Genomic DNA, 26,423 nt, shown 5'->3' with positions numbered 1-26,423 from the left:
TCGGTGTCAGCGGACGGTGTGGGTGACGCGCTCGTTCTCCCCGCGCCGTTCCAGCTCCGCCGCGTCCAGCCGGTCCAGGTGGCGGCAGAGCACCACCGAGCCGCCCGCGGCCAGCGGGGCGAACAGTCCGGCCGAGAGTCCGTCCCAGGAGTCGTACGGCAGCCCCGACAGCAGCCGCGACCCGGGGCCGAGGCCGCGTGCGGCGGCGTCGGCACGGGCGCGTTCGACGATCCGCGCGCCGGTCAACTCCTCGCCGTCGACCACCAGCGCGGGCGCGTCCGGGTCGACGGGGGCGTACGGGGTGAAGTGATCCCCCTGGCCCGGCACTTCGACCGCGTAGTCGACGAAGCCCTCCGGCGGCTGGGGGAAGCGGGCGCCCAGGGGGCGCAGGCTGAGGGCGACGCGCTCTCCGGTGCAGGCGCGCGCCTCCGAGAGGGTCTCCGGTCCGCTGACGACGAGGTCGGCGGAGGACGCGGTCGCGGAGACGGCGGCGGAGTCGGAGAGGTCGGTGGGCAGTTCGGCCACCACCCCGGTGGAGGAGCAGGCGAGCAGCCAGACCGCGGTCTGCCAGTGGGCGGGCAGCAGCAGCGCGAGGCGGTCGCCGGGCTCGACGGACAGCTCGTCCTGGAGGAGGTTGGCGGTCTTCGCCACCCAATTGGCGAGGGTGGCGACGGAGAGTTCGACGCGCTCGCCGGTGGCGTCGTCGTAGAAGGTCGTCAGCGGACGGGCCGGGTCGGCGGCGAGCGCGGAACGCAGCAGGTCGGCGGGGGTGCGGTCGGTGGTGTTCATCGGCGCCAGGGTACGCGGGGCGCCCGCCGGCGGAGGGCGGGGAGCGGGGCGCCGGCCGGTGGAGGGGGACACCCGGAGCGACAGGACGTCAGCTCCCCGTTAGACAGCACTGAGTGTTATGCCCAATATCTTACATATGCGTGCATTCATTGCGTCCTCGATCGGCGTCGTGTGCGCGGCGGCCGCGGCGCTGCCGCTGTCCCTGCCCGACGACCTGACGGACAGTGCCTCCGCCGCCCCCGCGTCCGCACCCGTCCCCGTGACGGCGCCCCGACTGCCGGGCAGCACCCAGTCACTGCCGCTCGTGCCCCTCGAACCGACGCCCACGACCCCCACGGCCACCCCGACCGGATCACCCGGGTCCGACTCCTCCGACACGGTCTCGCTCGGCCTCCCGGCGCGCGACGTCGAGCCCTTCGCGCTGCTGGGCGTGGTCTGGAACGACCCCGAGGAGGAGCTGCACGGCCAGGTCCAGGTGCGCACCAGATCCGCGGCCGACGGCGACTGGACGCCCTGGCAGGACCTGGAGCCCCACGCCGACGCCCCCGACCCCGCCTCGACCGAACGGAGCGGCAAGGGGGTGCGCGGCGGCACCGCGCCGCTGTGGGTCGGCGACTCCGACGGAGTGCAGGTGCGCGCCGTACCGGAGAAGGACGAGGAGACCGGCACCGTCCACGAGCTGCCCGAGGGCCTGCGCCTGGAACTGGTCCACCCCGGTGACGCGCCCGCCGACGACCTCACGCCCCAGGCGCGCGCCAGCAGCGAGGTCAACGCCGACCTCGCCCCCGTCGGCGCCCACGAGATCCCCGCCCAGGACCAGGAGGCGTCGGAGACGAACCCGTCGGCGGTGCGCGGTGGCACGGAGACCGTCGAAGCGAAGGCCGTCGAGGACGAAGCCGGGGCGGAGGAGGCCGACACGCTGGCGCCCATCGGCCCCCGCCCGGCCATCGTCACCCGTCGCGGCTGGGGAGCCGACGAGAGCATCCGCGGCCCGTTCCTCTACACCAACACCGTCAAGGTCGCCTTCGTCCACCACACGGCGATGAGCAACGGCTACTCCTGTTCGCAGGCTCCGGCCCTCATCCGCGGCATCTACCGCTACCACGTCAAGAGCAACGGCTGGCGGGACGTCGGCTACAACTTCTTCGTCGACAAGTGCGGCAAGATCTACGAGGGCCGCGCCGGCGGCGTGGCCAGGCCGGTGATGGGCGCCCACACCTACGGCTTCAACGCCAACAGCACCGGCATCGCCGTCCTCGGCTCCTTCAACAGCACCAACCCCTCCTCGGCGGCGGTCAACGCCGTCTCCAAGATCGTCGCGTGGAAGCTCGGCCTGCACGGCGTCAATCCGCGCGGCACCGCGGTCATGACCTCCGGCGGCGGCAAGTACGCCAAGGGCACGCAGGTCAGGTTCCACACCGTCGCCGGGCACCGCGACGGCTACGTCACCGACTGCCCCGGCGGCCGGCTCTACGCCAAGCTGGGCACCATCCGGGAGACCGCCGCCCGCCTCCAGGGCCGGTAGCCGCCCCGGCACCGGGGACCGTGTCGGACGGCCGCCTACACTGGCTCGGCCACCCGGCACGGTCCCCAGCAGGAAAGCAGAGAAGAACCGGTGACAGAAGCGATCCTCCTCGTCGGGGGCAAGGGAACCCGGCTGCGCCCGTTGACGGTGCACACCCCCAAGCCCATGGTCCCGGCGGCCGGAGTGCCCTTCCTCACCCACCAACTGGCCCGTGCCCGGGCGGCCGGAGTCGAGCACGTCGTGCTGGCCACCTCCTACCTCGCGGAGGTCTTCGAGCCCCACTTCGGCGACGGCTCCGAACTCGGGCTCCACCTGGAGTACGTCACCGAGGGGGAGCCGCTGGGCACCGGCGGCGCCATCCGCAACGTCGCCTCCCGGCTCCACTCCGCCCCCGACGACCCGGTGCTGGTCTTCAACGGCGACATCCTCACCGGCCTCGACATCCGGGCCCTGATCGACACCCACACGTCCTTTGGCGCCGACGTCTCCCTGCACCTGACCCGGGTGACGGACCCGCGCGCCTTCGGCCTGGTCCCCACCGACGCCGACGGCCGGGTCACGGCCTTCCTGGAGAAGCCGCAGACCCCCGAGGAGATCGTCACCGACCAGATCAACGCGGGCGCGTACGTCTTCACCCGGTCCGTGATCGACACCATTCCCACCGGCCGTCCCGTCTCCGTCGAGCGCGAGACCTTCCCCGGACTGCTCGCCGACGGCGCGCACCTCCAGGGGATGGTCGACTCCACCTACTGGCTGGACCTGGGCACCCCCCAGGCGTTCGTGCGCGGCTCGGCCGATCTGGTGCTCGGCCGCGCGCCCTCCCCGGCCCTCCCCGGACGCCGTGGCGAGCGGCTGGTGCTGGCGGGCGCCGAGGTGGCGTCCGACGCCAAACTGACCGGCGGCACGTCGGTCGGCGCGGGCGCGGTGGTGGGAGCCGGGGCGCGCGTGCACGGCAGCACGCTGCTGGACGGCTCGGTGGTCGGTCCCGGTAGCGTGGTGCGTGACTCACTGGTCGGCACAGGGGCGCGGATAGGGGCGCGCACGGTCCTGGACGGCGCGGTCATCGGGGACGGTGCCGTCGTCGGCGAGGACAACGAGCTGCGCGGCGGCATCCGGGTGTGGTGCGACGCCCGCCTGGCGCCGGGCTCCGTGCGCTTCTCCTCCGACCGCTGAACCCGCCGCGGAAGCAGGGAAGCAGGAACGGAGCGCCCGTGAGCACCGCAGCGCCGTCCACCGGACGGAACACCCCCCGGGCCGTCCGCCGCTGGGCCCCGCCGTGGCCCTACGGGCCGGATGACCTGCGCCGCAACCTGCGGGTCCTGCAACGAGGCCCCCACGACCCCGCCCACCGGGTCGTGGGCGGTGCGATCTGGCGGGCCACCCGCACCCCCTGCGGCCCGGCCACCCTCCGGATCGCCGCGGAGCCGGCGGCCGGCGAGATCACCGCCGAGGCGTGGGGGCCGGGCGCACCGTGGGCGCTCGACCGCCTCCCGGCGCTGCTCGGCGCCGACGACGACCCGTCGGCCTTCGTCCCCCGCCACCGGCTGGTGGCCGAGGCGCACCGCCGTCACCCCGGGCTGCGGCTGGCCCGCACCGGACTGGTGCTGGAGTCCCTGATCCCCTCGATCCTGGAGCAGAAGGTCACCACCGACGAGGCGTACCGCGCCTGGCGGACGCTGCTGCGGCGGTACGGCGAGCCCGCGCCCGGCCCGGCCGACCGGCTCCCCGAGCGGATGCACGTGATGCCCGAGCCCCGCACCTGGGCGCTGATCCCCTCCTGGGAGTGGCACCGCGCGGGTGTGGACAACAAGCGCTCCTCGACAATCCTGCGCGCCGTCGCACGCGCCCGGCGCATGGAGGAGGCGGCACACATGGACCTGACCGCGGCGGTGACCCGCCTGACCGCGATCCCCGGCATCGGACCGTGGACGGCGGCCGAGACCCTCCAGCGCACCAACGGCGCGGCGGACGCGGTGACCGTCGGGGACCTCCACCTGCCGGGCATCGTGGTGTACGCCCTCACCGGGGCGCGCGGCGGCGACGACGCGCGGATGATGGAGCTGCTCGCTCCCTACGCGGGGCAGCGCCACCGCGCCACCCGGCTGATCCTGGCCACCGGCCGCACCCCGCCGCGCCGCGCGCCACGCTTCCCGCGCGGTGACATCGCCCGGTGGTGACGCGGCGGCGCGCGATCCGGGGCACTCCCGTCAGCGCACGACGGTGAAGTCGTCGGCCGCCCGGGAGGGGCGGGCCCTGGGCGGAGCGGCCGGGCGTCCCACGGCCACCGCGCCCATCGGGTCCCAGTCGCCGGGCAGTGCCAACACCTCGCGCACCACGTCGCGGCAGAACATGGTGGAGGACACCCACGCCGATCCCAGGCCCTCGCCCGCCAGGGCGACCAGCAGGTTCTGCACCCCGGCCCCGGCCGCGACCACGAACATCTCCCGCTCGGCGGCCGAGCGCCGCTCGTCCGGGTAGGAGTGCGCGCCCTCGGCCACCAGGCACGGCACCACCAGGTACGGCGCGTTGCGCAGCACATCACCGCGCCGCACCCGCTTCGCGATGCTCTCCTCGCTCTTTCCGTCGCGACGCAGGTCGGCCACCCACGCGTCGCGCATGGCGTCCAACAGACGGAGGCGCGACGCCTCGGACTCCAGCAGCACGAAGCGCCACGGCGTGGTGTGGTGCGGTGCCGGCGCCGTCACCGCCGCGGCCACCGCGCGCCGCACCGCCGCGCCGTCCACCGGCTCGTCGGTGAACTCCCGCACGGTGCGCCGCAGCGTCACCGCCTCCCGCACCGCCTCGGAGGTTCCCAGCCGGAACATGTCGTCGGCGGCGGCCCGTACCAGCGGCCGTGCCCCGGGGTCCTCCTCGGCCGGTGAGGCCCCCGCGTCCCCCGTGCCCTCGGCGTCTTCGGTTTCCTCGGGGTCCTCGGGGTCCTCCGCGGCCTCGGTGTCCTCGGGGCCGTCCCACAGCACGTGCTGCGGCAGCCCCCGCACCACCGCGACCGGCAGCCCATCCGCCTTGCCCTTCACCAGCTCGCCGGCACCGGCCAGTTCGTCGCCGACGGCCGTGACCGTCACCCCCAGGGGGTTGCCGTGCGTGTCGGTGCCGCCGCGCAGGTCCTGGAGCACCCGGACCCCGGCGGCGCCGATCGCCACATCGGTCTGGCCTACCCGCCACGGGCGCCCGAAGGTGTCGGTGACCACGACCCCGACCGTCACGCCCAGCAGCTCCCGCAGTCCGTCGCGGATCCGGCGAGCGGAGGCGTCCGGGTCCTCGGGGAGCAACAACACCGTTCCGGCCGGGGTGTTGGAGGCGTCGACCCCGGCCGCGGCCATCACGAAACCGTGCCGGCTCTCCACGATCCGCGCCGGTCCGCGCCGGGCGACCACCCGCACGGTCTCGGCATCGATCGCGGCCTCGCGGTCGGCGGCCTCGACCACCCGCCCCTCGGCCTTGCTGACGATCTTCGAGGTGACCACCAGCACGTCGCCGTGGGCCAGCCCGGGCAACCCCGGCGTGGTGGCGGCGTCCGCGATCAGCTTCACCAGGTCGTCGCCGGGCCGCACCTCGGGGATCCCGGGCAGCGCCCACACCTGGTACGCGGGGACCCCGGGCGTTCCCGTCTCGCCCATGACGCCCTTCACGCCCGCACCTCCCCGGCGAGCGCGAGCGCCTCGCGGGCCATCCCGGCGGCGGCCTCGACGTCCGTCATCATCAGCGGCACGGCCCGGCAGCGGATGCCCGCCTCCTCGACCTCCGCGACCGCGGCGGAGTCCACGGTGTCCACCAGCCAGCCGTCCAGCAGGCCCCGACCGTAGTGCTCGGCCACGGCCGCGGCGGTGGCCTCCACGCCGACGGCGGCCAGTACCTTGTCGGCCATCCCCCGCACCGGGGCGTTCCCGACGATGGGCGACAGGCCCACCACCGGCACCCCGGCGTCGGCGATCGCCTCGCGGATGCCCGGCACCGCGAGGATCGTGCCGATGCTCACCACCGGGTTGGACGGCGGGAAGAGGATCACGTCGGCCCCGGCGATGGCGTCCAGCACCCCTGGCGCCGGCTTGGCCTGCTCGGCCCCGACCGGCGCGACGGCCTGCGCGGGCACCGAGGCCCGCAGCCGCACCCAGTACTCCTGGAAGTGCACGGCCTTGCGGTCGCCGTCCTCGGTCTCGACCACCACATGGGTCTCGACGCGGTCGTCGGTCATCGGCAGCAGCCGCACGCCCGGCTTCCACCGGGTGCACAGGGCCTCGGTGACGGTGCTGAGGGGGTATCCCGCGTCGATCATCTGGGTGCGGACGATGTGGGTGGCGATGTCGCGATCGCCCAGGCCGAACCACTTCGGCTCGACGCCGTAGGCGGCCAACTCCTCCTTCACGACGAAGGTCTCGTCCGCGCGACCCCAGCCCTGCTCCTCGTGGATGCCACCCCCGAGGGTGTACATCACCGTGTCGAGGTCCGGACAGATCTTCAGGCCGAAGAGGTGGATGTCGTCCCCGGTGTTGCCGACGACCGTGATCTCGGCGTCGGGCACGGCCGCCTTGAGACCGCGCAGGAAACGGGCACCACCGATGCCCCCGGCCAGAACCACAATGCGCTGCATGGTCGACAGTCTCTCAGCCGGAGGTCGTCTTCTGGGGGTGGAGGTCGGGTGACGGGCGGGCTGTCGGCCGGAGGTCGTCTTCTGGGGGTGGAGGTCGGGTGACGGGAGGGCTGTCGGCCGGAGGTCGTCTTCTGGGGGTGGAGGTCGGGCGACGGGCGGGCTGTCGGCCGGAGGTCGTCTTCTGGGGGTGGAGGTCGGGCGACGGGAGGGCTGTCGGCCGGGGGTGTCAGCCGAGCGGCAGCCCGTGGGGTGTGGCGGCGCCGTCCGGAAGTGCCGGGGTCCGTGCCGTGGAGGAGCACCAGGCGGTGTGCGGGTCGTGCATCGGCATCTCGGTGAGGCCGGGGAAGTAGACGTGCAGGCTGACGGCCGGTTCGAGGGCGTCGTTGACGACGTCGTGGGGGTGGCCGGGCGCGAGGATCCGTTGTGTTCCGCTCCGGAGGGAGCGGACCCCCTGCGCGGTCCGCTCGCTCAGTTCGCCGTCGAGGACGGTGAACACCGCGGAGGAGGAGCCGTGGTCGTGCGGTCCGCTGCCCTGGCCGGGCACCCAGCTCAGCAGCCAGACCTCGTGGCCGGGGCCGGTGCGCAGCCGGTGGTACCAGCGGGCGGTGGCGTCGTACCGCACGAGCGGTGCCCAGGCGGCACGGTCGTCGGCGATCGCACGGGCCAGGCCGACGAAGCCGGCGACGGTGGTGGGGTGGGTGGGGGTGGGAGGCAGGAGGTGGGGGAGGGCGAGCGGGTCGCCGGCGATCTCGACGTCGCTGTTCACGGTCGGGGTTCCTCTGGAGCGCTGGACGTGACGGGGCGCCGGCGCGCGATGCGCGCACGGCCCGGAGGGGTGTGGAGGGGGGAAGGCGCGAGGCGGAGGGCGGTCGCGAGAGGCAGGGAGCGGGGAGGGTGGAAGGCCCCGCGGTGGGGATCCGTCCCCGTCCGGGACGTTCCGGCCGTTCCCGTGCTCGGGCGTTCTCGCCGCTCCGGGGTTCCCGGTGCCTCAGCGGTGGTGACGACAGCGACAGCGACACAGGGCCCGGACAGCGCGGAGAGACCCGCGGAGGCGGGCCGGGCTGGGCGCGGAAGTCGCTGGCATGGGTCCAAGAAGACCGGGTACTCCGTCCCGCTGTCAACCGGACGGCCTGTTTGAGGGGCGTGTTTCACCACATCCGGTCGTCGGGGCCGCTGAAAGGTTTATGCGTGCCGGGAGGGGACATGCGGCGCAACATCCGCGCACACAAACGCCGTTGCGGACCTGTGATCCAAATGTGATCGTGATCGCTTCGGGGCGCGGAGGGCAACGGAGCGGCTCCCGGTCGCGTCCTTCCGGGTACGGGAGGAGAGGTGGGCGGGATGTCCGATCTGCTGTCGTGGTTTGTGGTGATTTAAGCACTTATTGCGAGGGCTTGGTTCCGCAGAGTGAATAACGGGCCCATTAGCAGATCTCGGCTTGACTCGGGTGGATGCACACACTTGTAATTTCACTCGTGTCGTTCAGCCGGGATCGATAACGACAGCATCACGGGGACGCCAAGACAGACGAGGGGCGAGCGCATGACCGAGCTGTTCGAACAACTGCTGGTCGAAGAGGCGGACGAGGAGCTCGGCTGGCAGGAGCGGGCGTTGTGCGCCCAGACCGACCCCGAGTCCTTCTTTCCGGAGAAGGGCGGTTCGACGCGCGAGGCCAAGAAGGTCTGCCTCGCCTGCGAGGTGCGCTCCGAGTGCCTGGAGTACGCCCTCGCCAACGACGAACGGTTCGGCATCTGGGGCGGTCTGTCCGAGCGTGAGCGCCGCCGCCTGAAGAAGGCCGCGGTCTGAGGAGGACCGCCCGCCCGGTCGGACGGCGTGGAAGTCGATACCACGCGATCCGCCGCACAACCATCCACAACGGTCCGCCCGCCTCCCGTGCCGCGCACGGGAGGCGGACCGCCGTTCGGGGGGCGTTCCCCCGGGACCCCGAACGGCGCTGCCCGTTCAGCCATTAGTGTGGGGGGCCGTCCACGACGCGGCCGCCGGCCCCACGGCACCCGCGTCCGACCAGTCCGCACCGGCCCGCGCAGGGCCGCACAGGTCAACAGCAGTCCGACGCAGCAGCCTTCCGGGGGGCGACCCCCGGACCCCGGCCGGAGGGCCCCTACCCCGATGTCCGTGCACAGTCACCCGGCGGCCCAGTACGAGGCGGCCACAGCAGCGTTCGCTTCCCCGCAACCCGGAGTGTTCGACCCCTCGAACCCCCCGGAGTTCCCGCGGCACGTCGTCACCGCCGTACTCGTCTCCCACGACGGCGAGCGCTGGCTGCCCGACGTGCTCGCCGGGCTCAACGGCCAGACCAGGCCGGTGCAGAACGTCGTCGCGGCCGACACCGGCAGCGCCGACGGCTCCGCCCAACTGGTCGCCGAGGCCCTCGGTCCCGACCGCGTGCTCCACCTCGCCCGCCGCACCGGATTCGGTACGGCCGTCGCCGAGGCCGTCCGCGCCGCGCCCGTCCTCGGCCCCGACGACCTGCCGTACCTCAAGCGCCCCAGCGGCTGGGACCCGGTCACCCGGACCTGGCGCGACGAGGCGTACGACATGCCCGAACTCCCCCACGGCGAGCCGGTCCAGTGGCTGTGGCTGCTGCACGACGACTGCGCCCCCGCGCCGGACGCGCTCGCCGAACTGCTGCGGGTCGCCGACGAGGACGAGACGGCCGCCGTCATCGGCCCCAAGCTGCGCAGTTGGTACAACAGCCGCCAGTTGCTGGAGGTCGGCGTCTCCATCGCCAACAGCGGTCGCCGTTGGACCGGACTGGACCGGCGCGAACAGGACCAGGGCCAGTACGACCAGGTCCGGCAGGTGCTGTCCGTCTCCACCGCCGGGATGCTCATACGCCGCGACGTCTTCGAACTGCTCGGCGGCTTCGACCGCCGACTGCCGCTGATGCGCGACGACGTGGACCTGTGCTGGCGTGCCCAGAGCGCCGGCCACCGGGTGCTCGTGGCGCCCGAGGCCGTCGTACGGCACGCGGAGGCGGCCTCCCGCGAGCGGCGTCCCGTCGACTGCGCGGGGCGCTCGACCGCGAGCCCGCACCGGGTGGACAAGGCGGGCGCCGTCCACACGCTCCTCGTCAACACCCCCGGGAAGCTGCTCCCCTGGGTGCTGCTCCGGCTGGTGACGGGCACCCTGCTACGGATGGTCGCCTATCTGGTCGGAAAGGTGCCCGGGCAGGCGCTCGACGAGTTCAGCGGGCTCGTGCGCGTCCTGCTCCGCCCCGGCCTCGTCGTCGGCGCCCGGCGCGGGCGCGGCAGACCGGTGGTGCCCCACGGGGACCTGCGCCCCCTCTTCCCGCCGCCCGGCGCCACGGTACGGGCCACCGTCGAGCAGATCGCGAGCAACTTCGCGGGCCGCTCCGAACCCGACCTCTCCTCCGGCGGGCGGCACGGCGCCGTCGAGACCGGACCGGGCGACGAGGACGCCGACTTCCTGGACGTCGAGCAGTTCGCCCGGTTGAAGCGGATCGCCCGCAAGCCGGCCCCCGTGCTCTTCGCCGTCCTGCTCGTCACCTCCCTGGTCGCCTGCCGCAACCTGCTGAGCGGCGGCGCGCTGGCGGGCGGCGCCCTGCTGCCCGCGCCCGGCGACGCCGCCGACCTGTGGGCGCGTCACCTTCAGACCTGGCAGCCGGTGGGCATCGGGGCCACCGAGACCGCGCCGCCGTACCTGGCGGTCCTGGCCACGCTCGCCACGGTCCTGTTCGGCAGCACCGGCCTCACCCTCACCCTGCTGCTGGTCTGCTCGGTGCCGCTGGCCGGCCTCACCGCCTACTTCGCCTCCCGGTCCCTGGTCGGCTCCCGACTGCTGCGCGCCTGGGGCTCCGTCGCCTACGCCTTCCTGCCCGCGGTCACCGGGGCCCTGGCGGCCGGCCGGCTCGGCACCGCCGTGCTCGCCGTGGCGCTGCCCCTGATGGCGCGGGCCGCGGTCGCGGCCTCCGGAACGCGGCCGGGCGGCGGGCGGTCCGAAGCGGCCGAGGAGGGCGCCGACAGCGGAGCCGGACGGCCGGAGGAGGGCCTCCCGGACGGCCGGGCCCGGCAGGGGCGCGCGAAGCCGGGGTGGCGACCGGTGTGGGCCTGCGTCCTGCTGCTCACCCTCACGACCGCCTTCACTCCCGTCGTCTGGCCGATCGCCGCCGTCCTGACCCTGGTCGTGCTCGCCGTCAGGACACGGCAGCGCGCCCACCCGGGGGCGTACGCGGTCCGTGCCGTCGTGCTGTTGGCGACCCCGTTGGCGCTGCTCGCGCCGTGGTCCCTGGACCTGCTCACCGACCCCTCGGCCCTTCTGCGCGAGGTCGGGCTGGAGTACGGCGGGGGCACGGCGTCCGTGGCCGGTCTGGTGGCGCTCGACCCCGGCGGGCCGGGCACGATGGGCGGCCTCCTCTTCGTCGGCGTGCCGGTGGCGGCACTGGCCGCGCTGCTGCGCGCCGACCGGCGGGCGGCGATCGGCGCGGCCTGGGGCGCGGCCCTGACCGGCCTGCTCTTCGCCGCGCTCGCCAACGGCTCCGGCTGGGCCGGACCGGCGACCCTCGTCTACGGGCTGGCGCTGCTGGTGGCCGCGGTGCTCGGCGCCGAGGGCGCGCGTGGCCGGGTCGCCGCGCAGAGCTTCGGCTGGCGCCAGCCGGTCGCGGTGCTCATCGCCGTCGCGGCCGTCGCGGCGCCGCTGGTGGCCGCCGTCGGCTGGATGGCGGCCGGGGCCGACGGACCGCTGTCACGGCGTAGTCCGGTGCAGGTGCCGGCGTTCGTCGCCGAGGAGAGCAACACCCGCGACCAGCCGCGCACCCTCGTCCTCGACGGTGAGAGCGGCACCGGGAACGCCGTCTCCGGCGCGCCGACCCGGGTCTCGTACACCCTCGTGCGCGGTGCGGGAGCCCGCCTGGGGGACGGGGACGTGGCCCGCGCGGTCGCCCCGGACCGGCGGCTGGACGAGGTGGTCGGCAACCTGGTCGCGGGTTCCGGCGCCGACCAGGCCGACCAGCTCGGCGGCTACGCCGTCCGCTACGTCCTGGTGCGCGACGGAGCCCCCCGGCAGATGAGCCGGGTGCTGGACGCGACTCCGGGCCTGACCCGGCTGAGCCAGGAGGACGGCAGCGCGCTGTGGCGGGTGGACGCCCAGGTCGCCCGCGTCGTGATCGTCCCCGGCGGGTCCGGGGACGGCGAGGGCGCGGCGGCCGGCGGTGACGCCGCGGGCTCGACGGACGGTCCGGTGGCCGTCGCGGCGGGACCCGTCGAGGCACACGCCGACATCCCGGCGGGCCCCGCCGGGCGGGTGCTGCGGATCGCCGACGCCGCCGACCCCGGCTGGCGGGCCACGCTGGACGGCCGACCGCTGAAGTCGCTCACCGTGGACGGCTGGGCCCAGGGCTTCGAACTCCCCGCCGAGGGCGGCCGGTTGGACCTGACGTACGAGACCTCCGTCGCGCACACCGGATGGGTGTGGGCCCAGGGCTTCCTGGGCTTGGTCACGCTGGTGATGGCGTTGCCCGGACGGCGTCGCGAGGTCGACGACGACCTGCCCGAGGTGGAGAGCGTGCCCGCGGAGCCGATCGAGGGGGAGGGGCGCCGGGCCCGCAGGCTGCGGGCGGCGCAGGAGGCCGCGGGCGATCCGCCGCGGGCCGCCCAGGAGACGGAGGAGAGCGCGGACACCGACCCCGAGCGGACGTGGGAGCGGCCGGGCGAGCCCGAGCCCCGGCCCGAACCGGAGTCCCGGCCCGAGCCCGAGCCCTCGTACGCCTCCGGTCACCGGGAGTGGCAGGACTGGAACGGGCAGCAGGCCGGGCAGGCCCCGTACGTGCCCTCCCCCTACGACGGGTACGACCCGTACGGCCGGGGAGGTCACGACGGCTACGGCGACCAGAGCGGCTACGGCCAGGGTGGCTATGACCAGAGCGGCTATGACCAGAGCGGCTACGGCCAGGGTGACCACGACCGGGGCGGCTACGGCCAGGGCGGCTACGACCGGGGCGGCTACGACCAGAGCGGCTACGGTCAGGACGGCTACGGTCAGGACGGCACCACGTACGGCAACAGGAGCGACCACGCATGAACCGCACCGCCCAGTCCCTGATCGCCGTGGCCACCACGCTGGCCGCCGTCACCGGCGTCGCCGCGCTGACCGCGCCCTCCGGCGAGCCGTCCGCCGCCCCCGCGTCCGCGTCCCGGCTCCCCGTGGAACGCTCCACGCTGGTGTGCCCGAAGCCGACCGGTTCGGACATCGGCGAGACGACGTACACCGCCTTCACGCCCAAGGGGAAGACGGAGCGGGCCACCACCGGTGAGGACGGGGCCGGACTGCTGCCGGCCGGGAGCACCCTGGAGGGCGGCGGCGGAGAAGGGGGCAAGGGGAGCACGGGCGGGAAGTCCGCTCCCAAGCCGTTCGTGCCGCTGGAGGAACCCGGCGTCCCCGTCACCGCCGAGACCGACGGCAGCGCCTCCCCCGCGCTCACCGGCTCGGCGGACGGTCGCCTGGCACCCGGCTGGACGGTCCAGCAGACCACCCTCGTCACCGTGGGGACCGGGCGCGGGCTGCAGGGGCTCTCCTGCACCGTCCCCGACACGGAGTTCTGGTTCCCGGGCGCGAGCACGGCCGAGCAGCGTCAGGACTACATCCACCTCACCAACCCCGACGACTCCACGGCCGTGGTCGACCTGGAGCTGTACGGCGAGGACGGGTCGGTGCGGACCGACAGCGGCCAGGGCATCAACGTCCCCGGCCGGTCCACCGTCCCCGTCCTGCTCTCCGCGCTCTCCACCAAGCCGGTCGAGGACGTGGTCCTGCACGTGGTGGCGCGCACCGGCCGGATCGGCGCCCAGGTGCAGTCGTTGGACGAGAAGCTCGGCGGCGACTGGCTGACCGCCTCCAGGCGGTCCGGCGGCGATCTGGTGATGCCCGGACTCCCGCCGGACGCCACCAGCGCGCGTCTGGTCGTCTTCGCGCCCGGGGAGCGGGACGCCGACCTGCGGGTGCGGCTGGCGACCCCCACCGGCACGATCACCCCCGCGGGGCAGGAGACCCTGCACGTCAAGCGGGGGACGACGGTCGCCGTGGACCTCGGGGACATCACCCGGGGCGAGGCGGGTTCGCTGCTGCTGTCCCCGACCGAGGAGGGTGGGGGAGGCCAGGTGGTGGCGGCCGTACGGGTGGTGCGGGGCAAGGGCGGCGCCCGGGAGACGGCGTTCGTCCCGGCCACCGAGCCGATCCGGGAGAGGGCGTCGGTCGCCGGGAGCGACGCCGAGGCGACCAACAGCAAGGACGGCGGGACGATCCTGTCGCTGGTGGCGCCGGGCAAGGCCGCGAAGGTGCGGGTGACGGCCTCGGCGGCCAGTGGCGGCGGCAAGGCGGTCGACAGGACGCTCACCCTCAAGGCCGGGACCACCACCGCCGTGAGCGATCTGCGGCCCGAGGGCGGCAAGGGCCACTACGCGATCACCGTCGAGCGGCTGTCGGGCGGGGAGGTGTACGCCGCCCGGACGCTGTCGCTGGAGGACGACGGCGTCCCGATGTTCACCGTGCAGACGGTCCCCGACGACCGTGGGACGGTGGCGGTGCCCGAGGCCGGACAGGACCTGTCGGTGCTGGTGGACTGAGCGGGGCCGATCCGCCGGGCCCGCCGGAGCGGTCCGGCGCCCGGCCGGCTCGCTCAGTCCTGTCCGTAGCGCGGGTCGACCGACTCCGGGGCCAGTCCGAGGAGCTCGGCGACCTGCTCGACGACCACCTCGTGGACGAGCAGGGCCCGGTCGTCGCGCGTCCTGGCCCGCAGCTCGATGGGGCGGCGGTAGACGACGATGCGGTCGGGGTGGCCGTCCCGCGCGGCCGCGTACCGGCCCAGGGGGATGCCGTCCGGGCCGTCGAGCCACCCGCCCGGCCAGCCGGCGAGCCGCTCGCCGTCCTCCGGGGCCGGGGCGGGCGGCACCTCCTGCACGACGAACTCCACCCCGGCGAGTTGTGGCCACTGCTTCTCCAGCCGGTCCGCGGAGTCGCGCACCAGGTCGTCGAAGGCGTCGGCGCGGCTCATGGCCAGCGGCACCTGCGGCGGGGCGAGGGGGCCGCGCATGCCGCGCCCATGGCGGTCCCGGCGACGCGGTGGCCGCGGATCGGGCCTGTGGGGCGGTACGGGGTTGTCCATCGTCTTGAGAGTAGCCGTCCGGCGGCGTCCGGCGGACCGCGCGCCGCGAGGTGGTGGAGCCGCGGCGGCCCGGTGGCGGGCGGGCGCGGGAGGGACGTGCCCGTCCGGGCGCGGCCCACGTCGAGAGCTCACGTCGAGGACCCCTGTCGAAAGCGCTCCAGAAAATGATCGCTTCCGTTTCTCGTGGTGCGATTTCGGCAGGTTCCTCGATCGTTGATCGCTCCTCGATGACGGTCTCCGAACGAAGCGGTAACGCCCCTGAAGCGCCGGCAAATCGGACTTTTCCATCGAGCAGCAGGTCAACGCGGACGCCACCGGAGCGGGGGGCCCGGACGGAACGAGGCGACACAACAGGGTGACCTGCCGGGGAGTCGTCGCGGCCCGCTCAAGAGTGCGGTACCGTCCAACATCGTGAGCCCTGTACGTCGCTGTTCGCGCACCGCGTGCGGCCGCCCTGCCGTGGCGACGCTGACGTACGTCTACGCGGACTCCACCGCCGTCCTCGGTCCCCTGGCGACCTACGCCGAGCCCCACTGCTACGACCTGTGCTCCGAACACTCGGAGCGGCTGACGGCCCCGCGCGGCTGGGAGGTCGTCCGCCTCGCGGTGGACCCGGGCCCCGCGCGTCCCAGCGGCGACGACCTCGAAGCGCTGGCCGACGCCGTGCGCGAGGCCGCCCGCACCCCCCGGCGCAAACCTCCCGCCCCCACCGAGCAGCCCGGTTCGAACGGCGTGCGCGACACGGACCTGATGGAGGTGGCCCGCCGTGGCCACCTGCGGGTCCTGCGTTCCCCCGACAACTGACCGCCCCGTTACATTTGGGGCGACACCGAAAAACTCCAGAAGGGGTGGACCGTGCCTGACCTGTCACAGATCGTGAAGGCGTACGACGTACGTGGTGTGGTGCCCGACCAGTTGGACGAGGGGCTCGCCGAACTCTTCGGCGCGGCGTTCGCGACGGTCACGGGCGCGGAGGCGATCGTGGTCGGACACGACATGCGTCCTTCCTCGCCGGGCCTGTCGCACGCCTTCGCCCGGGGCGCGGCCGCCCGCGGCGCCGACGTCACCGAGATCGGTCTCTGCTCCACCGACCAGCTCTACTTCGCCAGCGGCAGCCTCGGCCTGCCCGGCGCGATGTTCACCGCCAGCCACAATCCGGCCAGGTACAACGGCATCAAGATGTGCCGGGCGGGCGCCGCGCCGGTCGGCCAGGACACCGGACTGGCCGACATCCGGGCCCTGGTGGAGGAGTGGGCCGCCGACGGCGCCCCCGAACCGGTGGAGAAGCCGGGCGCGGTCACGCGGCGGGACGTCCTGGAGGACTACGCCGCCCACCTGCGCTCCCTGGTGGACCTCACCGCCATCCGCCCCCTGAAGGTCGTGGTGGACGCGGGCAACGGCATGGGGGGCCACACCGTCCCGACCGTCCTGAAGGACCTGCCCGTCGAGCTGGACGCGATGTACTTCGAGCTCGACGGCACCTTCCCCAACCACGAGGCCAACCCGCTGGATCCGGCCAACATCGTGGACCTCCAGGCCAGGGTGCGGGAGACCGGCGCCGACATCGGCCTGGCCTTCGACGGGGACGCCGACCGCTGTTTCGTCGTGGACGAGCGGGGGGAGCCGGTCTCCCCCTCGGCGATCACCGCCCTGGTCGCCGCCCGCGAGCTGGCCAAGGAGCCCGGCTCCACGGTGATCCACAACTGCATCACCTCCTGGTCCGTCCCCGAGGTGGTCAGGGAGGCGGGCGGCACCCCCGTGCGCACCCGGGTGGGACACTCCTTCATCAAGGAGGAGATGGCGCGCACCGGAGCGATCTTCGGCGGCGAGCACTCCGCGCACTACTACTTCCGCGACTTCTGGAACGCCGACACCGGCATGCTCGCCGCCCTCCACGTCCTGGCGGCGCTCGGCGGGCAGGAGGCCCCCCTGTCCGAACTGGTGGCGCGGTACGACCGTTACGTCGCCTCCGGCGAGATCAACAGCACCGTCGACGACCAGGCCGGCCGAGCCGCCGCCGTCAAGGCCGCCTACTTCGGCCGCGAGGGCCTGGAGTTGGACGAACTGGACGGGCTGACGGTCACGGCGGCCGACTGGTGGTTCAACCTGCGCCCCTCCAACACCGAGCCGCTGCTGCGCCTGAACGTCGAGGGGCGCGACGCGGAGACGGTCGCCGGGGTCCGCGACGAGGTCCTGGCCATCATCCGCGCCTGACGCGCCCCCGTACGGGGACGCGTTGCCCGGCCGACGTCGGACGGAAGGTGCCGGGCCCGCCCCGGGCCCGGCACCGGACCGCGCGTTCGTCCCCGCCGACCGCCCCCGACGCCCCGGCGGTACGCTGACCGCACGACGACCGCGCGACCGCGCACCCGCGCGACCGCGCCCGCGCACCTGCTCGAAGGGACGACGCCCCATGCCGCTCGAAGCCGGCCTCCTGGAGATCCTCGCCTGCCCGGCGTGCCACGCCCCCCTCCGTGAGGAGGACGGGGAACTGGTCTGCCAGGGCGCCGACTGCAAGCTGGCGTACCCGATCCGCGACGACATCCCCGTCCTCCTCGTCGACGAGGCCCGCCGCCCCGCCTGAGCAGTCAGACCGCCCCCGGCGACCGGAGAGGCCGCACATGCTGGACGAGACCCTGCTCGACGCCCCCGATGCCCTGACCGGCGCCGACACCCACGGCCTACTGCGCGGAGCCGCCGCGTCCGGTGCCCGTGTCCGCACGGCCCTCCGGCACGCCACCGAGGCGGGGTTGACCGAACTCCGTCCCGACGGACGGCCCCGCGCCGTCCTGGTCGCCGGCACCGGCCCCGCCGTTCCCTGCGCCGCCGACCTCATCGGCGCCTTCGGCAACGGCGCCGTCCCCGTCACCCTGATCCACCCCACCGGTTCCCTCGCCGATCCCGGCGCCCTGCACTGGACGCTCCCCGGCTGGGCCGGGCCGCTGGACCTGCTGCTGTTGGCCACCCCCGACGGGCACGAGGGAGGGCTCGCCCTGCTCGCCGAGCAGGCGTACCGACGCGGCTGCACCGTGGTCTCCGTCAGCCCCGTACCCGCCCCGCTGGCCGAGGCCACCATCCAGGCCCGCGGCCTCGCCGTCCCCTTCGCGGGGATTCCGGGCGAGCGGTACGAGGGGCCCGACCCCCGCGACGCCTACGAGCGGCCGGGGGAGGCACCACAGGCCGCCCCCGGCACCCTGTGGGCGCTGCTCACCCCGCTGCTGGTCCTCACCGACCGGCTCGACCTGGCCACCGCCGGGCCCGACGCACTGGACGCGCTCGCCGACCGGCTCGACCGGACGGCCGAGCGCTGCGGTCCGGCCGTCCCCACCTACGGCAATCCCGCCAAGACCCTGGCCGCCGAGCTCTCCGACGCGTTGCCGTTGCTGTGGAGCGAGGGGACCGTCGCGGCCGCCGTCGCCCGGCACTGCGCCACCGTCCTCGCCGCGCTCGCCGGCCGCCCGGCCCTGACCGCCCGCCTGCCGGAGGCGATGACCCTCCACCGGGCCCTGCTGGCCGGTTCCTTCTCCGGCACCGACGACACCGAGGACTTCTTCCGGGACCGCGTGGAGGAACCGGAACCGCTGCACGCCCGGGTCGTCCTGCTGCGCGAGGGCGCCCCCGCCGCGGACTCCGCGGCCGTCGCCGCCCGCGACCTGGCCTACGCCCACGGCGCCCCGATCAGCGAACTGGAGCCGGCGGAGGGAAGCCTTCCCCTGGAGGCCGCCGCCGAACTGCTCGCCACCGTGGACTTCGCCGCCGTCTACCTCGGACTCGCCGGTGGTGGACGACGCTGATCGGGGAATCCGTTCCCCGGCGGACCGCGACACCCCGCACGGCCCGAACGACGAGGTTCGGGACCAAGGACCCAAGGACCCAAGGACACCGACCCCGCATGGACCTCCTCGCCAACACCGTGCGCCCCTACGCCTGGGGCTCCACCACCGCCATCCCCGAACTGCTCGGCACCGAGCCCACCGGCGAGCCGCAGGCCGAACTGTGGATGGGCGCCCACCCCGGAGCCCCGTCCCGCATCGACCGGGGCGGCGGCGAGACGCCGCTGTCCGAAGTGATCGCGGCCGACCCCGAGGGCGAGTTGGGCCGGGCGACCGTCGAGGCGTTCGGCCCCCGGCTTCCGTTCCTGTTCAAGGTGCTGGCCGCCGCCTCGCCCCTCTCCCTCCAGGTGCACCCCGACCTCACCCAGGCGAAGGAGGGCTTCGCCGACGAGGAGGAGCGCGGCGTTCCCGCGGACGCCCCGCACCGCAACTACAAGGACGCCAACCACAAGCCCGAACTCGTCTGCGCCCTCGCCCCCTTCACGGGCCTGTGCGGCTTCCGCGCCCCCGACGAGACCGCCGCGCTGCTGGACGCCCTGGGCGTCGACGGCCTCAAGCCGTACGCGGACATCCTGCGCGCCCGCCCCCGGGACGAGGCCCTGAGCGAGGTCCTCACCGCCGTCCTGACCGCCGACCGGAAGGCGATCGGCGAGACCGTCGGCGCGGCGGCGGAGGCGGTGCGGAGCCTGGCGGACGGGGACGGTCCGTACACCCGTGACTGCGCCGCGTACGCCGGGATCGCGGACCACTACCCCGACGACCCGGGCGTCCTGGCCGCGCTGCTCCTCAACGTCGTCCGGCTGGCCCCCGGCGAGGCCCTCTACCTGGGGGCCGGGGTCCCCCACGCCTACCTCGAAGGTCTCGGCGTCGAGTTGATGGCCAACTCCGACAACGTGCTGCGCTGCGGGCTGACGCCCAAGCACGTGGACGTACCCGAACTGCTGCGCGTCGTCCGCTTCGAACCCACCGAACCGGAAGTGCTGCGTCCCCGCACCGCCTCGAACGGCGAGCAGGTGTACTCCACCCCCGTGGACGAGTTCCGACTCACCCGCCACGTCCTGACCCCAGAGGACGAACCGCGCCTCCTGGACGACCGCGCTCCGCAGATCCTGCTCTGCACCGACGGAGAGGCCGTCCTGCGGGAGACGGGGCCGACGGACGCCGACGGGGACGGCGCGGAGCTGACCCTCACCGGTGGCCGGTCGGCCTTCGTCCGGGCGGGCGAGCGCGTGACGATCACGGGCAGCGGTACGCTCTTCCGCGCGACCGTGGCCCTGTAGACCACGACGCGGAGCACCGACCGGCCACCGGGGCCCCGGGCGCCCGGGGCCCCGAGCCCCGGGAACCGAGAACCGATCCGCAGTCCTTACCAGGGGGAGTCACCCGTCCATGAGTGCATCAGGTGGAACCAAGGCGATCGTCGCCGCGCTGGGCGCCAACCTGTCCATCGCCGTGGCCAAGTTCGTGGCGTTCGCCTTCAGCGGCTCCTCGTCGATGCTCGCCGAGGGCGTGCACTCCGTGGCCGACTCCGGCAACCAGGCGCTGTTGCTGCTCGGCCGCAAGAGGTCGGAGCGGAAGGCCAGTGAGGAACACCCCTTCGGGTACGGGCGCGAGCGCTACATCTACTCCTTCCTCGTGGCCATCGTCCTGTTCAGCGTCGGTGGCCTCTTCGCGCTCTACGAGGGCTACCAGAAGATCAAACACCCGCACGACCTCGACCACTGGTACTGGCCGGTGGGCGTCCTGGTCTTCGCGATCATCGCCGAGATCTTCTCCTTCCGCACAGCCATCAAGGAGTCCAACGAGATCCGCGGCGGGCAGTCGTGGACGGCGTTCGTCCGGCGCGCCAAGGCGCCCGAGCTGCCGGTCGTGCTGTTGGAGGACCTCGGCGCGCTGGTCGGTCTCGTCCTGGCCCTGGCCGGCGTCGGGCTGGCGCTGCTGACGGGGGACCCGGTGTGGGACGGCGTCGGCACCGTCTGCATCGGCGTGCTGCTCGTGGTCATCGCGGTCGTCCTGGCCGTGGAGACCAAGTCGCTGCTCCTGGGCGAGTCGGCCGCCCCGGAGGCCCTGACGAGGATCCGCGAGGCGATCGTGGACGGCGAGCGGGTCACCCGGATCATCCACATGCGCACGCTCCACCTCGGCCCGGAAGAGCTGCTGGTCGCCGCCAAGATCGCGGTGGAGAGCCACGAGTCGGCGGCCGAGGTGGCCCGTGCGATCGACGAGGCCGAGACCCGCGTCCGCGAGGCGGTCCCGATCGCCCGCGTGATCTACCTGGAGCCGGACATCTACCGGACGGACGCCGCCAAGGCCGTGTGACGGCGCGGCAGGGCACGGTTCGCGCGGAGGCGGCCCGGGGACACGGCGACGTCCCGGGCCGCCTCCGCGCGTCGTGGCGGGACGGCCGGAACACAACGGTCCGCCGGCCCCGATTCCCCCCTGGCCCATCCGGGCGACCGGCCGAGCGTGTAAATTCGATGGTGCACAGACGTCGCTGCTGATGGCGGTCGGTCGGCCAGAGGGCCGGCCGAGGGAGAGAGGGCCTCCGACGGACTGCGCCGCGGTCAGGGAACACGTACGTCCGTAGGGTGCGCACGAGGACGACGGCACACGGTGACACGCACCGGTGTGCCCGGTCCCGCGCTCCCGCCCACCGCCGCGGACCAGCCAGCCGTACACCTCGACCAACCCCGAGGAGCAGACTCGTCATGACGACGACCGACGCGCCCACCGGCGCCTCGACCGACTCGACCGACACCGTGCGGGACTTCAAGGTCGCCGACCTCTCCCTGGCCGAGTTCGGCCGCAAGGAGATCAAACTGGCCGAGCACGAGATGCCCGGCCTGATGGCGATCCGCGCCGAGTACGCCGCCGCCCAGCCGCTGGCGGGCGCGAGGATCACCGGCTCGCTGCACATGACCGTGCAGACCGCCGTGCTGATCGAGACCCTGGTGGCGCTGGGCGCCCGGGTGCGCTGGGCGTCCTGCAACATCTTCTCCACCCAGGACCACGCCGCCGCCGCGATCGCGGTCGGCCCGGACGGTACCCCCGACGACCCGCGCGGCGTGCCGGTCTTCGCCTGGAAGGGCGAGACGCTGGACGAGTACTGGTGGTGCACCGAGCAGGCGCTGACCTGGCCGGACGCGCCCACCGGCGGACCGAACATGATCCTGGACGACGGCGGTGACGCCACGCTGCTGGTCCACAAGGGCGTGGAGTACGAGAAGGCCGGCGCCGTCCCCGACGTCTCGACGGCCGAGTCCGAGGAGCACGCCGTCATCCTCCGGCTGCTGAGCCGCACCCTGGGCGAGAACCCGACCAAGTGGACGAACCTGGCCTCCGAGATCCGCGGGGTGACGGAGGAGACCACCACCGGCGTCCACCGCCTGTACGAGATGCAGCGCGAGGGCTCCCTGCTGTTCCCGGCGATCAACGTCAACGACTCGGTGACCAAGTCGAAGTTCGACAACAAGTACGGTTGCCGCCACTCGCTGATCGACGGCATCAACCGGGCCACCGACACCCTCATCGGCGGCAAGGTCGCGGTGGTCTGCGGCTACGGCGACGTGGGCAAGGGATGCGCGGAGTCGCTGCGCGGCCAGGGCGCCCGGGTCATCGTCACCGAGATCGACCCGATCTGCGCCCTGCAGGCCGCGATGGACGGCTACCAGGTCGCCACCCTGGAGGACGTCGTCGAGACCGCCGACATCTTCGTCACCACCACCGGCAACAAGGACATCATCCTGGCCGAGCACATGCGGCGGATGAAGCACCAGGCGATCGTCGGCAACATCGGTCACTTCGACAACGAGATCGACATGGCCGGCCTGGCGAAGATCCCCGGCATCGTCAAGGACGAGGTCAAGCCGCAGGTGCACACCTGGACCTTCCCCGACGGAAGGTCGATCATCGTGCTCTCCGAGGGCCGGCTGCTGAACCTGGGCAACGCCACCGGACACCCGTCGTTCGTGATGTCCAACAGCTTCGCCAACCAGACCATCGCCCAGATCGAGCTGTTCACCAAGACCGATCAGTACCCGGTCGGGGTGTACGTGCTGCCCAAGCAGTTGGACGAGAAGGTCGCCCGTCTCCACCTGGAGGCACTGGGCGCCAAGCTCACCACCCTCCGTCCGGAGCAGGCCGCCTACATCGGCGTCCCCGTCGAGGGCCCCTACAAGCCCGACCACTACCGCTACTGACCGCGCGCGGCGTGCGGGCCGCGCGCCCGCGGCACGCACCGCACAGCGCGCACGCGACATCCTCAGGCCCCCGCTTCCCGGCGGGGGCCTGACCCGTGAAGGACGACCCACCATGCCCCGCGGCCGCTACTCGCTCCACGACCCCCACGACCACGCCCCCCTCGGGGAGGAGCGCTTCCAGTGCGCGACCGGCCCCACCGGCTGGCGCTACGTCTCGCAGCTCACCGACCCCTCCGGCGGCCGCACCGACTCCACCGACCTCACCCTGGACGACCTCGGCCGTCCGCTGCGCCTGGAGCTGCGCACCGCCCAGTGGCAGGTGCGCGGCGCCGCCCTGGACGGCGTGACCTGGGTCCGCACCGATCCGGCCGGCGAGCACGCGCAGGAGGGCAACGCCCTCGCACACGCCTTCACCGGCGCCTCCCCCGCGTTCCTCGTCGCCGTGGCCAGGCTGCTGCGCCTCGCGCCCGGCGCGCCCGCCACCCGTGTCCGCCTCGTCTCGTTCACGCCTCCCGCGCTCGCCCCTCGAACCCTCGACCGGGCATGGGCACTGCTGGAGAGCGAGACACACCCCACCGACAGCGGCCCCCTGGTCGTGGACCACTACCGGGTCGACGACCTGGAGACGGGGGAGCGGTACTCCGTCCACCTCGCCGGGGACGTCGTCCTGGCCGCCCCCGGCATCGAACTGGAGGAGTTGGAGTCCCCGCCCTCGACGTTCACCTGACCGCCGGCACGGGATCCGGCCCCTTGGCCCGGTGCCGTCAGGCGGGCGGCACGAACCCGGTCCGCCGCTCGTCCGACGTCCCCCCGCCGCCGGGGTCCGACACCGGGGGCGCCCCCGGGGGAGCCTCCGGGGGAGGGGGCGGCCCGGCGGGGCCCCGGGGAGCGACGGTCGGGGCGGCCGGGACGGCCGGCTCCGGAGGAGCCGAGGGCGGTGCGAAGGGCGGCGCGAAGGGCGACGAGCCCGCGGGCCGCTCCGCCTCCCGCCCGGTTCCGAACGCGCGCAGCGCGTCCCGCGCCTGCCGCTCGGCGACCACGCCGGAGAGGTACATGGCCGGTGGCATCCGCTCCGGTATCGGAGCCCCGGTGCGGGCCGCGACGTCGGCCGCCAGCCGCTGGGCCACCGACCAGCTCGCCTGCGGATCGAGTTGGTCCACCCGCAGCAGGTACTGCCGCACCGCCAACCACAGCCCCTCCGGCACCCGCGACAGGTCCAGCCCCGCCAACCGGTCGGTCACCCACGGCGGCGGAGGCGGCACCGGAGTGGGCCGCGCCACCGGAATCCGCTCCCGCACCACCAGCGTCCCGGCGAACACGTCCCCCAGCCGCCGCCCCCGGGCGGACACCAGGGAGGCGACGCACGCGATCACACCGGCCGACATCTGGATCTCCACGAAGCCCAGTGCCCCGCGCACCAACGCGTGCCGGAAACGGATCGGTCCGCCGTCCTCCCGCACCACCCGCAACCCGCACGCCATCTTCCCCAGCGAGCGGCCGTGGCTCAGCGTCTCGACCAGCACCGGCCCGCCCATCAGGACCAGCACCAGCAGGGCCACGGCCACCGCCGCCGTCGCCGCCTCGTCCAGCGAACCGGTGCCCGACAACACCATCATGGACAGCGCCAGATAGACGCCCCAGAGCACGACCAGGTCGATGACGACGGCCAAGGCCCGGCTCGGCAGCCTCGCGGGCCGCAGCCCGAGCACCACCGCATCACCCGTCACGAGTTGACTCACCCGGCACGCCCTCCTCGCCCTCGCCGTGGTCCCCGTACCCGCAAGCGGTGCCTCGCGCACACGTACGAGCCGGTACGGACAGTCTGCGACAGTCTGCCGTCCGGCGCCGACCCGCCCACCGGACCACCGGTGGGCCGGGCCCCGAAGCAGCGGGGGACAACAGGCCGCGGAACGCCCCGCCCGTCTGCGAAGCTCTTCCCATGGACATCGACGTCTTCGTCACCGCCCACCGGGCCGAGTGGGACCGCCTGGAGGAGCTGCTGCGCCGCCGTCGCCGCCTCACCGGGGCCGAGGCGGACGAACTCGTCACCCTCTACCAGCGCACCTCCACGCACCTGTCGCTCGTCCAGTCCGGCGCGCCCGACCCCGAGCTGACCGGCAACCTCACCTCGCTCGTCGCCCGCGCCCGCAGCGCGGTCACCGGCACCCGCCGCGCCACCTGGCGGGACGTGACACGGTTCTTCACGGTCGGGTTCCCCGCCGCCGTCTACCGCGCCCGCCACTGGTGGATACCGACGGCACTGCTCTCCACGCTGGTGGCCGTGCTCGTCGGCTGGTGGATCGGCACACACCCCGAGATCCAGTCCGCCATCGCGGCCCCGGAACAGCTACGGGAGATGACACGCCCCGGCGGCCGGTACGAGACGTACTACTCCAGCCACCCGGCCGCCTCCTTCGCGGCGCAGGTGTGGACGAACAACGCACAGGCCGCCGCGATCTGCCTGATCTTCGGCGCCTTCCTCGGTCTCCCCGTGCTCTGGGTGCTCTGGCAGAACATGCTGAACATCGGGATCGGCATCGGTCTGATGACGTCGGCAGGCCGCCTCGACACCTTCCTCGGCCTGATCCTCCCCCACGGTCTGCTCGAACTGACGGCGGTGTTCGTCGCGGCGGGAACGGGGCTGCGCCTGGGGTGGACGGTCGTGGACCCGGGCCCCCGCAGCCGCCGGGCGGCACTCGCCCAGGAGGGGCGCGCGGCCATCGGCATGGCGCTCGGGCTGGCCGTGGTGCTCTTCGTGTCGGGGGTCATCGAGGGTTTCGTGACCCCGTCGGGCCTGCCCACATGGGCCCGGATCACCATCGGGGTCGTCGCGGAGGCGGCCTTCCTCGCCTATGTCTACGTACTGGGCGGCCGGGCGGTGCGGGCGGGGGAGGCGGGGGACATCGACGCCGCGGACCGTCCCGTGGAGGTGCCCGCGGCGGCCTGACGCGAGCCGCGATGTGCGTCCAGGGCACCGGACCTGGTACGGTTCTGATCGTTCCGAGGGGCGCCCTTGACAGGGGGCTCCGCGGGAGGTAGATTTCAGAAGTTGCCCGGAGGGTGATACCCTCAAGGGTGGATGGATGACAATCTATCCGGCCCGACCGAGAGCCCCAGGCTCCGGTCGAGGCAATCCGAATTCTCATCGGAAAGCCAAGCCGATTTCGATCGGTGAAAGTGGTTCTGATAGAGTCGGAGACACCGAAGGGAAGCGCCCGGAGGGGCCCCGAGAGGGGTGCCGATGGAAGCGTCCGTTCCTTGAGAACTCAACAGCGTGCCAAAAGTCAACGCCAGATATGTTGATACCCCGTCGTCGGAACCGGTCGGT

General features: G+C 73.8%; 21 protein-coding genes. 15 read left to right on the top strand and 6 right to left on the bottom strand.

The features are described 5' to 3' along the window. Positions 1-6 precede the first annotated feature (6 nt). Positions 7-789, bottom strand: coding sequence for a TIGR03089 family protein (locus F0L17_RS09270; RefSeq protein WP_155070701.1), 783 nt, complete (start codon positions 787-789; stop codon positions 7-9). A gap of 136 nt (positions 790-925) precedes the next feature. On the opposite strand from F0L17_RS09270, the gene F0L17_RS09265 reads away from it, so the two are divergent. The 3 genes from F0L17_RS09265 to F0L17_RS09255 all read left to right on the top strand — a co-directional run bounded on the left by F0L17_RS09265 (position 926) and on the right by F0L17_RS09255 (position 4,491). After that, entirely contained in the window at positions 926-2,314 is a 1,389-nt protein-coding gene (locus F0L17_RS09265; RefSeq protein WP_155070700.1) for a peptidoglycan recognition protein family protein, read from the top strand. A 90-nt stretch (positions 2,315-2,404) separates the two neighbouring features. Continuing rightward, a complete protein-coding gene (gene manB / locus F0L17_RS09260) occupies positions 2,405-3,487 on the top strand; it encodes a mannose-1-phosphate guanylyltransferase (protein WP_162465987.1) in 1,083 nt (360 codons plus the stop codon). A gap of 38 nt (positions 3,488-3,525) precedes the next feature. Continuing rightward, positions 3,526-4,491 carry a DNA-3-methyladenine glycosylase family protein gene (locus F0L17_RS09255; RefSeq protein ID WP_420802403.1) on the top strand — a complete coding sequence of 322 codons (966 nt, stop codon included), beginning with the start codon at positions 3,526-3,528 and terminating at the stop codon, positions 4,489-4,491. A 30-nt stretch (positions 4,492-4,521) separates the two neighbouring features. Here F0L17_RS09255 and F0L17_RS09250 read toward each other — a convergent pair whose 3' ends face one another. From F0L17_RS09250 to F0L17_RS09240, 3 genes are all read right to left on the bottom strand, one after another. Then, a complete protein-coding gene (locus F0L17_RS09250) occupies positions 4,522-5,952 on the bottom strand; it encodes a coenzyme F420-0:L-glutamate ligase (protein ID WP_155073385.1) in 1,431 nt (476 codons plus the stop codon). Between the two features lie 8 nt (positions 5,953-5,960). Beyond that, positions 5,961-6,923 (bottom strand): 2-phospho-L-lactate transferase, encoded by a 963-nt coding sequence (cofD, locus tag F0L17_RS09245; protein WP_155070699.1) that lies wholly within the window; start codon positions 6,921-6,923, stop codon positions 5,961-5,963. A gap of 226 nt (positions 6,924-7,149) precedes the next feature. Further along, a complete protein-coding gene (locus F0L17_RS09240; RefSeq protein WP_162465986.1) occupies positions 7,150-7,689 on the bottom strand; it encodes a cupin domain-containing protein in 540 nt (179 codons plus the stop codon). Positions 7,690-8,465: 776 nt separating this feature from the next. Here F0L17_RS09240 and F0L17_RS09235 point away from each other — a divergent pair. From F0L17_RS09235 to F0L17_RS09225, 3 genes are all read left to right on the top strand, one after another. After that, positions 8,466-8,729, top strand: a complete 264-nt coding sequence (locus tag F0L17_RS09235; protein ID WP_003950432.1) for a WhiB family transcriptional regulator — start codon at positions 8,466-8,468, stop codon at positions 8,727-8,729. 324 nt (positions 8,730-9,053) lie between these two features. After that, complete coding sequence (locus F0L17_RS09230) at positions 9,054-12,983, top strand: glycosyltransferase family 2 protein (RefSeq protein ID WP_155070698.1); 3,930 nt, start codon at positions 9,054-9,056, stop codon at positions 12,981-12,983. Then, positions 12,980-14,524 carry a DUF5719 family protein gene (locus tag F0L17_RS09225; protein ID WP_155070697.1) on the top strand — a complete coding sequence of 515 codons (1,545 nt, stop codon included), beginning with the start codon at positions 12,980-12,982 and terminating at the stop codon, positions 14,522-14,524. Before F0L17_RS09230 ends, F0L17_RS09225 begins: the two co-directional genes overlap by 4 nt. A gap of 53 nt (positions 14,525-14,577) precedes the next feature. Here the strand turns inward: F0L17_RS09225 and F0L17_RS09220 are convergent, their stop codons facing one another. Then, positions 14,578-15,063: a metallopeptidase family protein gene (locus tag F0L17_RS09220; RefSeq protein WP_155070696.1), complete on the bottom strand. Its 486-nt coding sequence runs from the start codon at positions 15,061-15,063 to the stop codon at positions 14,578-14,580. A gap of 360 nt (positions 15,064-15,423) precedes the next feature. Here F0L17_RS09220 and F0L17_RS09215 point away from each other — a divergent pair, with 360 nt between their 5' ends. From F0L17_RS09215 to F0L17_RS09180, 8 genes are all read left to right on the top strand, one after another. Beyond that, positions 15,424-15,867 (top strand): DUF3499 domain-containing protein, encoded by a 444-nt coding sequence (locus F0L17_RS09215; RefSeq protein WP_155070695.1) that lies wholly within the window; start codon positions 15,424-15,426, stop codon positions 15,865-15,867. Between the two features lie 51 nt (positions 15,868-15,918). Continuing rightward, on the top strand, positions 15,919-17,277 hold the full coding sequence (locus tag F0L17_RS09210; RefSeq protein ID WP_162465985.1) for a phosphomannomutase/phosphoglucomutase: 1,359 nt from the start codon (positions 15,919-15,921) through the stop codon (positions 17,275-17,277). Between the two features lie 199 nt (positions 17,278-17,476). Further along, positions 17,477-17,647 (top strand): Trm112 family protein, encoded by a 171-nt coding sequence (locus tag F0L17_RS09205; RefSeq protein WP_155070694.1) that lies wholly within the window; start codon positions 17,477-17,479, stop codon positions 17,645-17,647. Between the two features lie 37 nt (positions 17,648-17,684). Further along, positions 17,685-18,857 (top strand): SIS domain-containing protein, encoded by a 1,173-nt coding sequence (locus F0L17_RS09200; protein ID WP_155070693.1) that lies wholly within the window; start codon positions 17,685-17,687, stop codon positions 18,855-18,857. Between the two features lie 98 nt (positions 18,858-18,955). Next, positions 18,956-20,176, top strand: a complete 1,221-nt coding sequence (gene manA, locus F0L17_RS09195) for a mannose-6-phosphate isomerase, class I (RefSeq protein WP_155070692.1) — start codon at positions 18,956-18,958, stop codon at positions 20,174-20,176. Between the two features lie 109 nt (positions 20,177-20,285). Next, positions 20,286-21,215 (top strand): cation diffusion facilitator family transporter, encoded by a 930-nt coding sequence (locus tag F0L17_RS09190; protein WP_155070691.1) that lies wholly within the window; start codon positions 20,286-20,288, stop codon positions 21,213-21,215. A 389-nt stretch (positions 21,216-21,604) separates the two neighbouring features. Next, entirely contained in the window at positions 21,605-23,095 is a 1,491-nt protein-coding gene (gene ahcY / locus F0L17_RS09185; RefSeq protein ID WP_155070690.1) for an adenosylhomocysteinase, read from the top strand. A 112-nt stretch (positions 23,096-23,207) separates the two neighbouring features. Then, complete coding sequence (locus F0L17_RS09180; RefSeq protein ID WP_155070689.1) at positions 23,208-23,822, top strand: hypothetical protein; 615 nt, start codon at positions 23,208-23,210, stop codon at positions 23,820-23,822. Positions 23,823-23,859: 37 nt separating this feature from the next. Here the strand turns inward: F0L17_RS09180 and F0L17_RS09175 are convergent, their stop codons facing one another. Then, a complete protein-coding gene (locus tag F0L17_RS09175) occupies positions 23,860-24,834 on the bottom strand; it encodes an RDD family protein (RefSeq protein WP_162465984.1) in 975 nt (324 codons plus the stop codon). 200 nt (positions 24,835-25,034) lie between these two features. Between F0L17_RS09175 and F0L17_RS09170 the strand changes: the two genes are divergently transcribed. Then, positions 25,035-26,042 carry a stage II sporulation protein M gene (locus F0L17_RS09170; RefSeq protein ID WP_155070688.1) on the top strand — a complete coding sequence of 336 codons (1,008 nt, stop codon included), beginning with the start codon at positions 25,035-25,037 and terminating at the stop codon, positions 26,040-26,042. The last annotated feature ends 381 nt before the right edge of the window (positions 26,043-26,423 follow it).

It is taken from the genome of Streptomyces taklimakanensis (assembly GCF_009709575.1).
Taxonomy (GTDB): domain Bacteria; phylum Actinomycetota; class Actinomycetes; order Streptomycetales; family Streptomycetaceae; genus Streptomyces; species Streptomyces taklimakanensis.
This window is presented reverse-complemented; position numbering and strand designations above follow the sequence as displayed.

What these genes read in the sequence shown, in the direction of transcription:
- F0L17_RS09270 (WP_155070701.1), bottom strand. Translation starts at nt 789, where the DNA reads ATGAACACCACCGACCGCACCCCCGCCGACCTGCTGCGTTCCGCGCTC.
- F0L17_RS09265 (WP_155070700.1), top strand. Translation starts at nt 926, where the DNA reads ATGCGTGCATTCATTGCGTCCTCGATCGGCGTCGTGTGCGCGGCGGCC.
- F0L17_RS09250 (WP_155073385.1), bottom strand. Translation starts at nt 5,952, where the DNA reads ATGGGCGAGACGGGAACGCCCGGGGTCCCCGCGTACCAGGTGTGGGCG.
- cofD (WP_155070699.1), bottom strand. Translation starts at nt 6,923, where the DNA reads ATGCAGCGCATTGTGGTTCTGGCCGGGGGCATCGGTGGTGCCCGTTTC.
- F0L17_RS09235 (WP_003950432.1), top strand. Translation starts at nt 8,466, where the DNA reads ATGACCGAGCTGTTCGAACAACTGCTGGTCGAAGAGGCGGACGAGGAG.
- F0L17_RS09230 (WP_155070698.1), top strand. Translation starts at nt 9,054, where the DNA reads ATGTCCGTGCACAGTCACCCGGCGGCCCAGTACGAGGCGGCCACAGCA.
- F0L17_RS09225 (WP_155070697.1), top strand. Translation starts at nt 12,980, where the DNA reads ATGAACCGCACCGCCCAGTCCCTGATCGCCGTGGCCACCACGCTGGCC.
- F0L17_RS09220 (WP_155070696.1), bottom strand. Translation starts at nt 15,063, where the DNA reads ATGGACAACCCCGTACCGCCCCACAGGCCCGATCCGCGGCCACCGCGT.
- F0L17_RS09205 (WP_155070694.1), top strand. Translation starts at nt 17,477, where the DNA reads ATGCCGCTCGAAGCCGGCCTCCTGGAGATCCTCGCCTGCCCGGCGTGC.
- F0L17_RS09200 (WP_155070693.1), top strand. Translation starts at nt 17,685, where the DNA reads ATGCTGGACGAGACCCTGCTCGACGCCCCCGATGCCCTGACCGGCGCC.
- manA (WP_155070692.1), top strand. Translation starts at nt 18,956, where the DNA reads ATGGACCTCCTCGCCAACACCGTGCGCCCCTACGCCTGGGGCTCCACC.
- F0L17_RS09190 (WP_155070691.1), top strand. Translation starts at nt 20,286, where the DNA reads ATGAGTGCATCAGGTGGAACCAAGGCGATCGTCGCCGCGCTGGGCGCC.
- ahcY (WP_155070690.1), top strand. Translation starts at nt 21,605, where the DNA reads ATGACGACGACCGACGCGCCCACCGGCGCCTCGACCGACTCGACCGAC.
- F0L17_RS09180 (WP_155070689.1), top strand. Translation starts at nt 23,208, where the DNA reads ATGCCCCGCGGCCGCTACTCGCTCCACGACCCCCACGACCACGCCCCC.
- F0L17_RS09170 (WP_155070688.1), top strand. Translation starts at nt 25,035, where the DNA reads ATGGACATCGACGTCTTCGTCACCGCCCACCGGGCCGAGTGGGACCGC.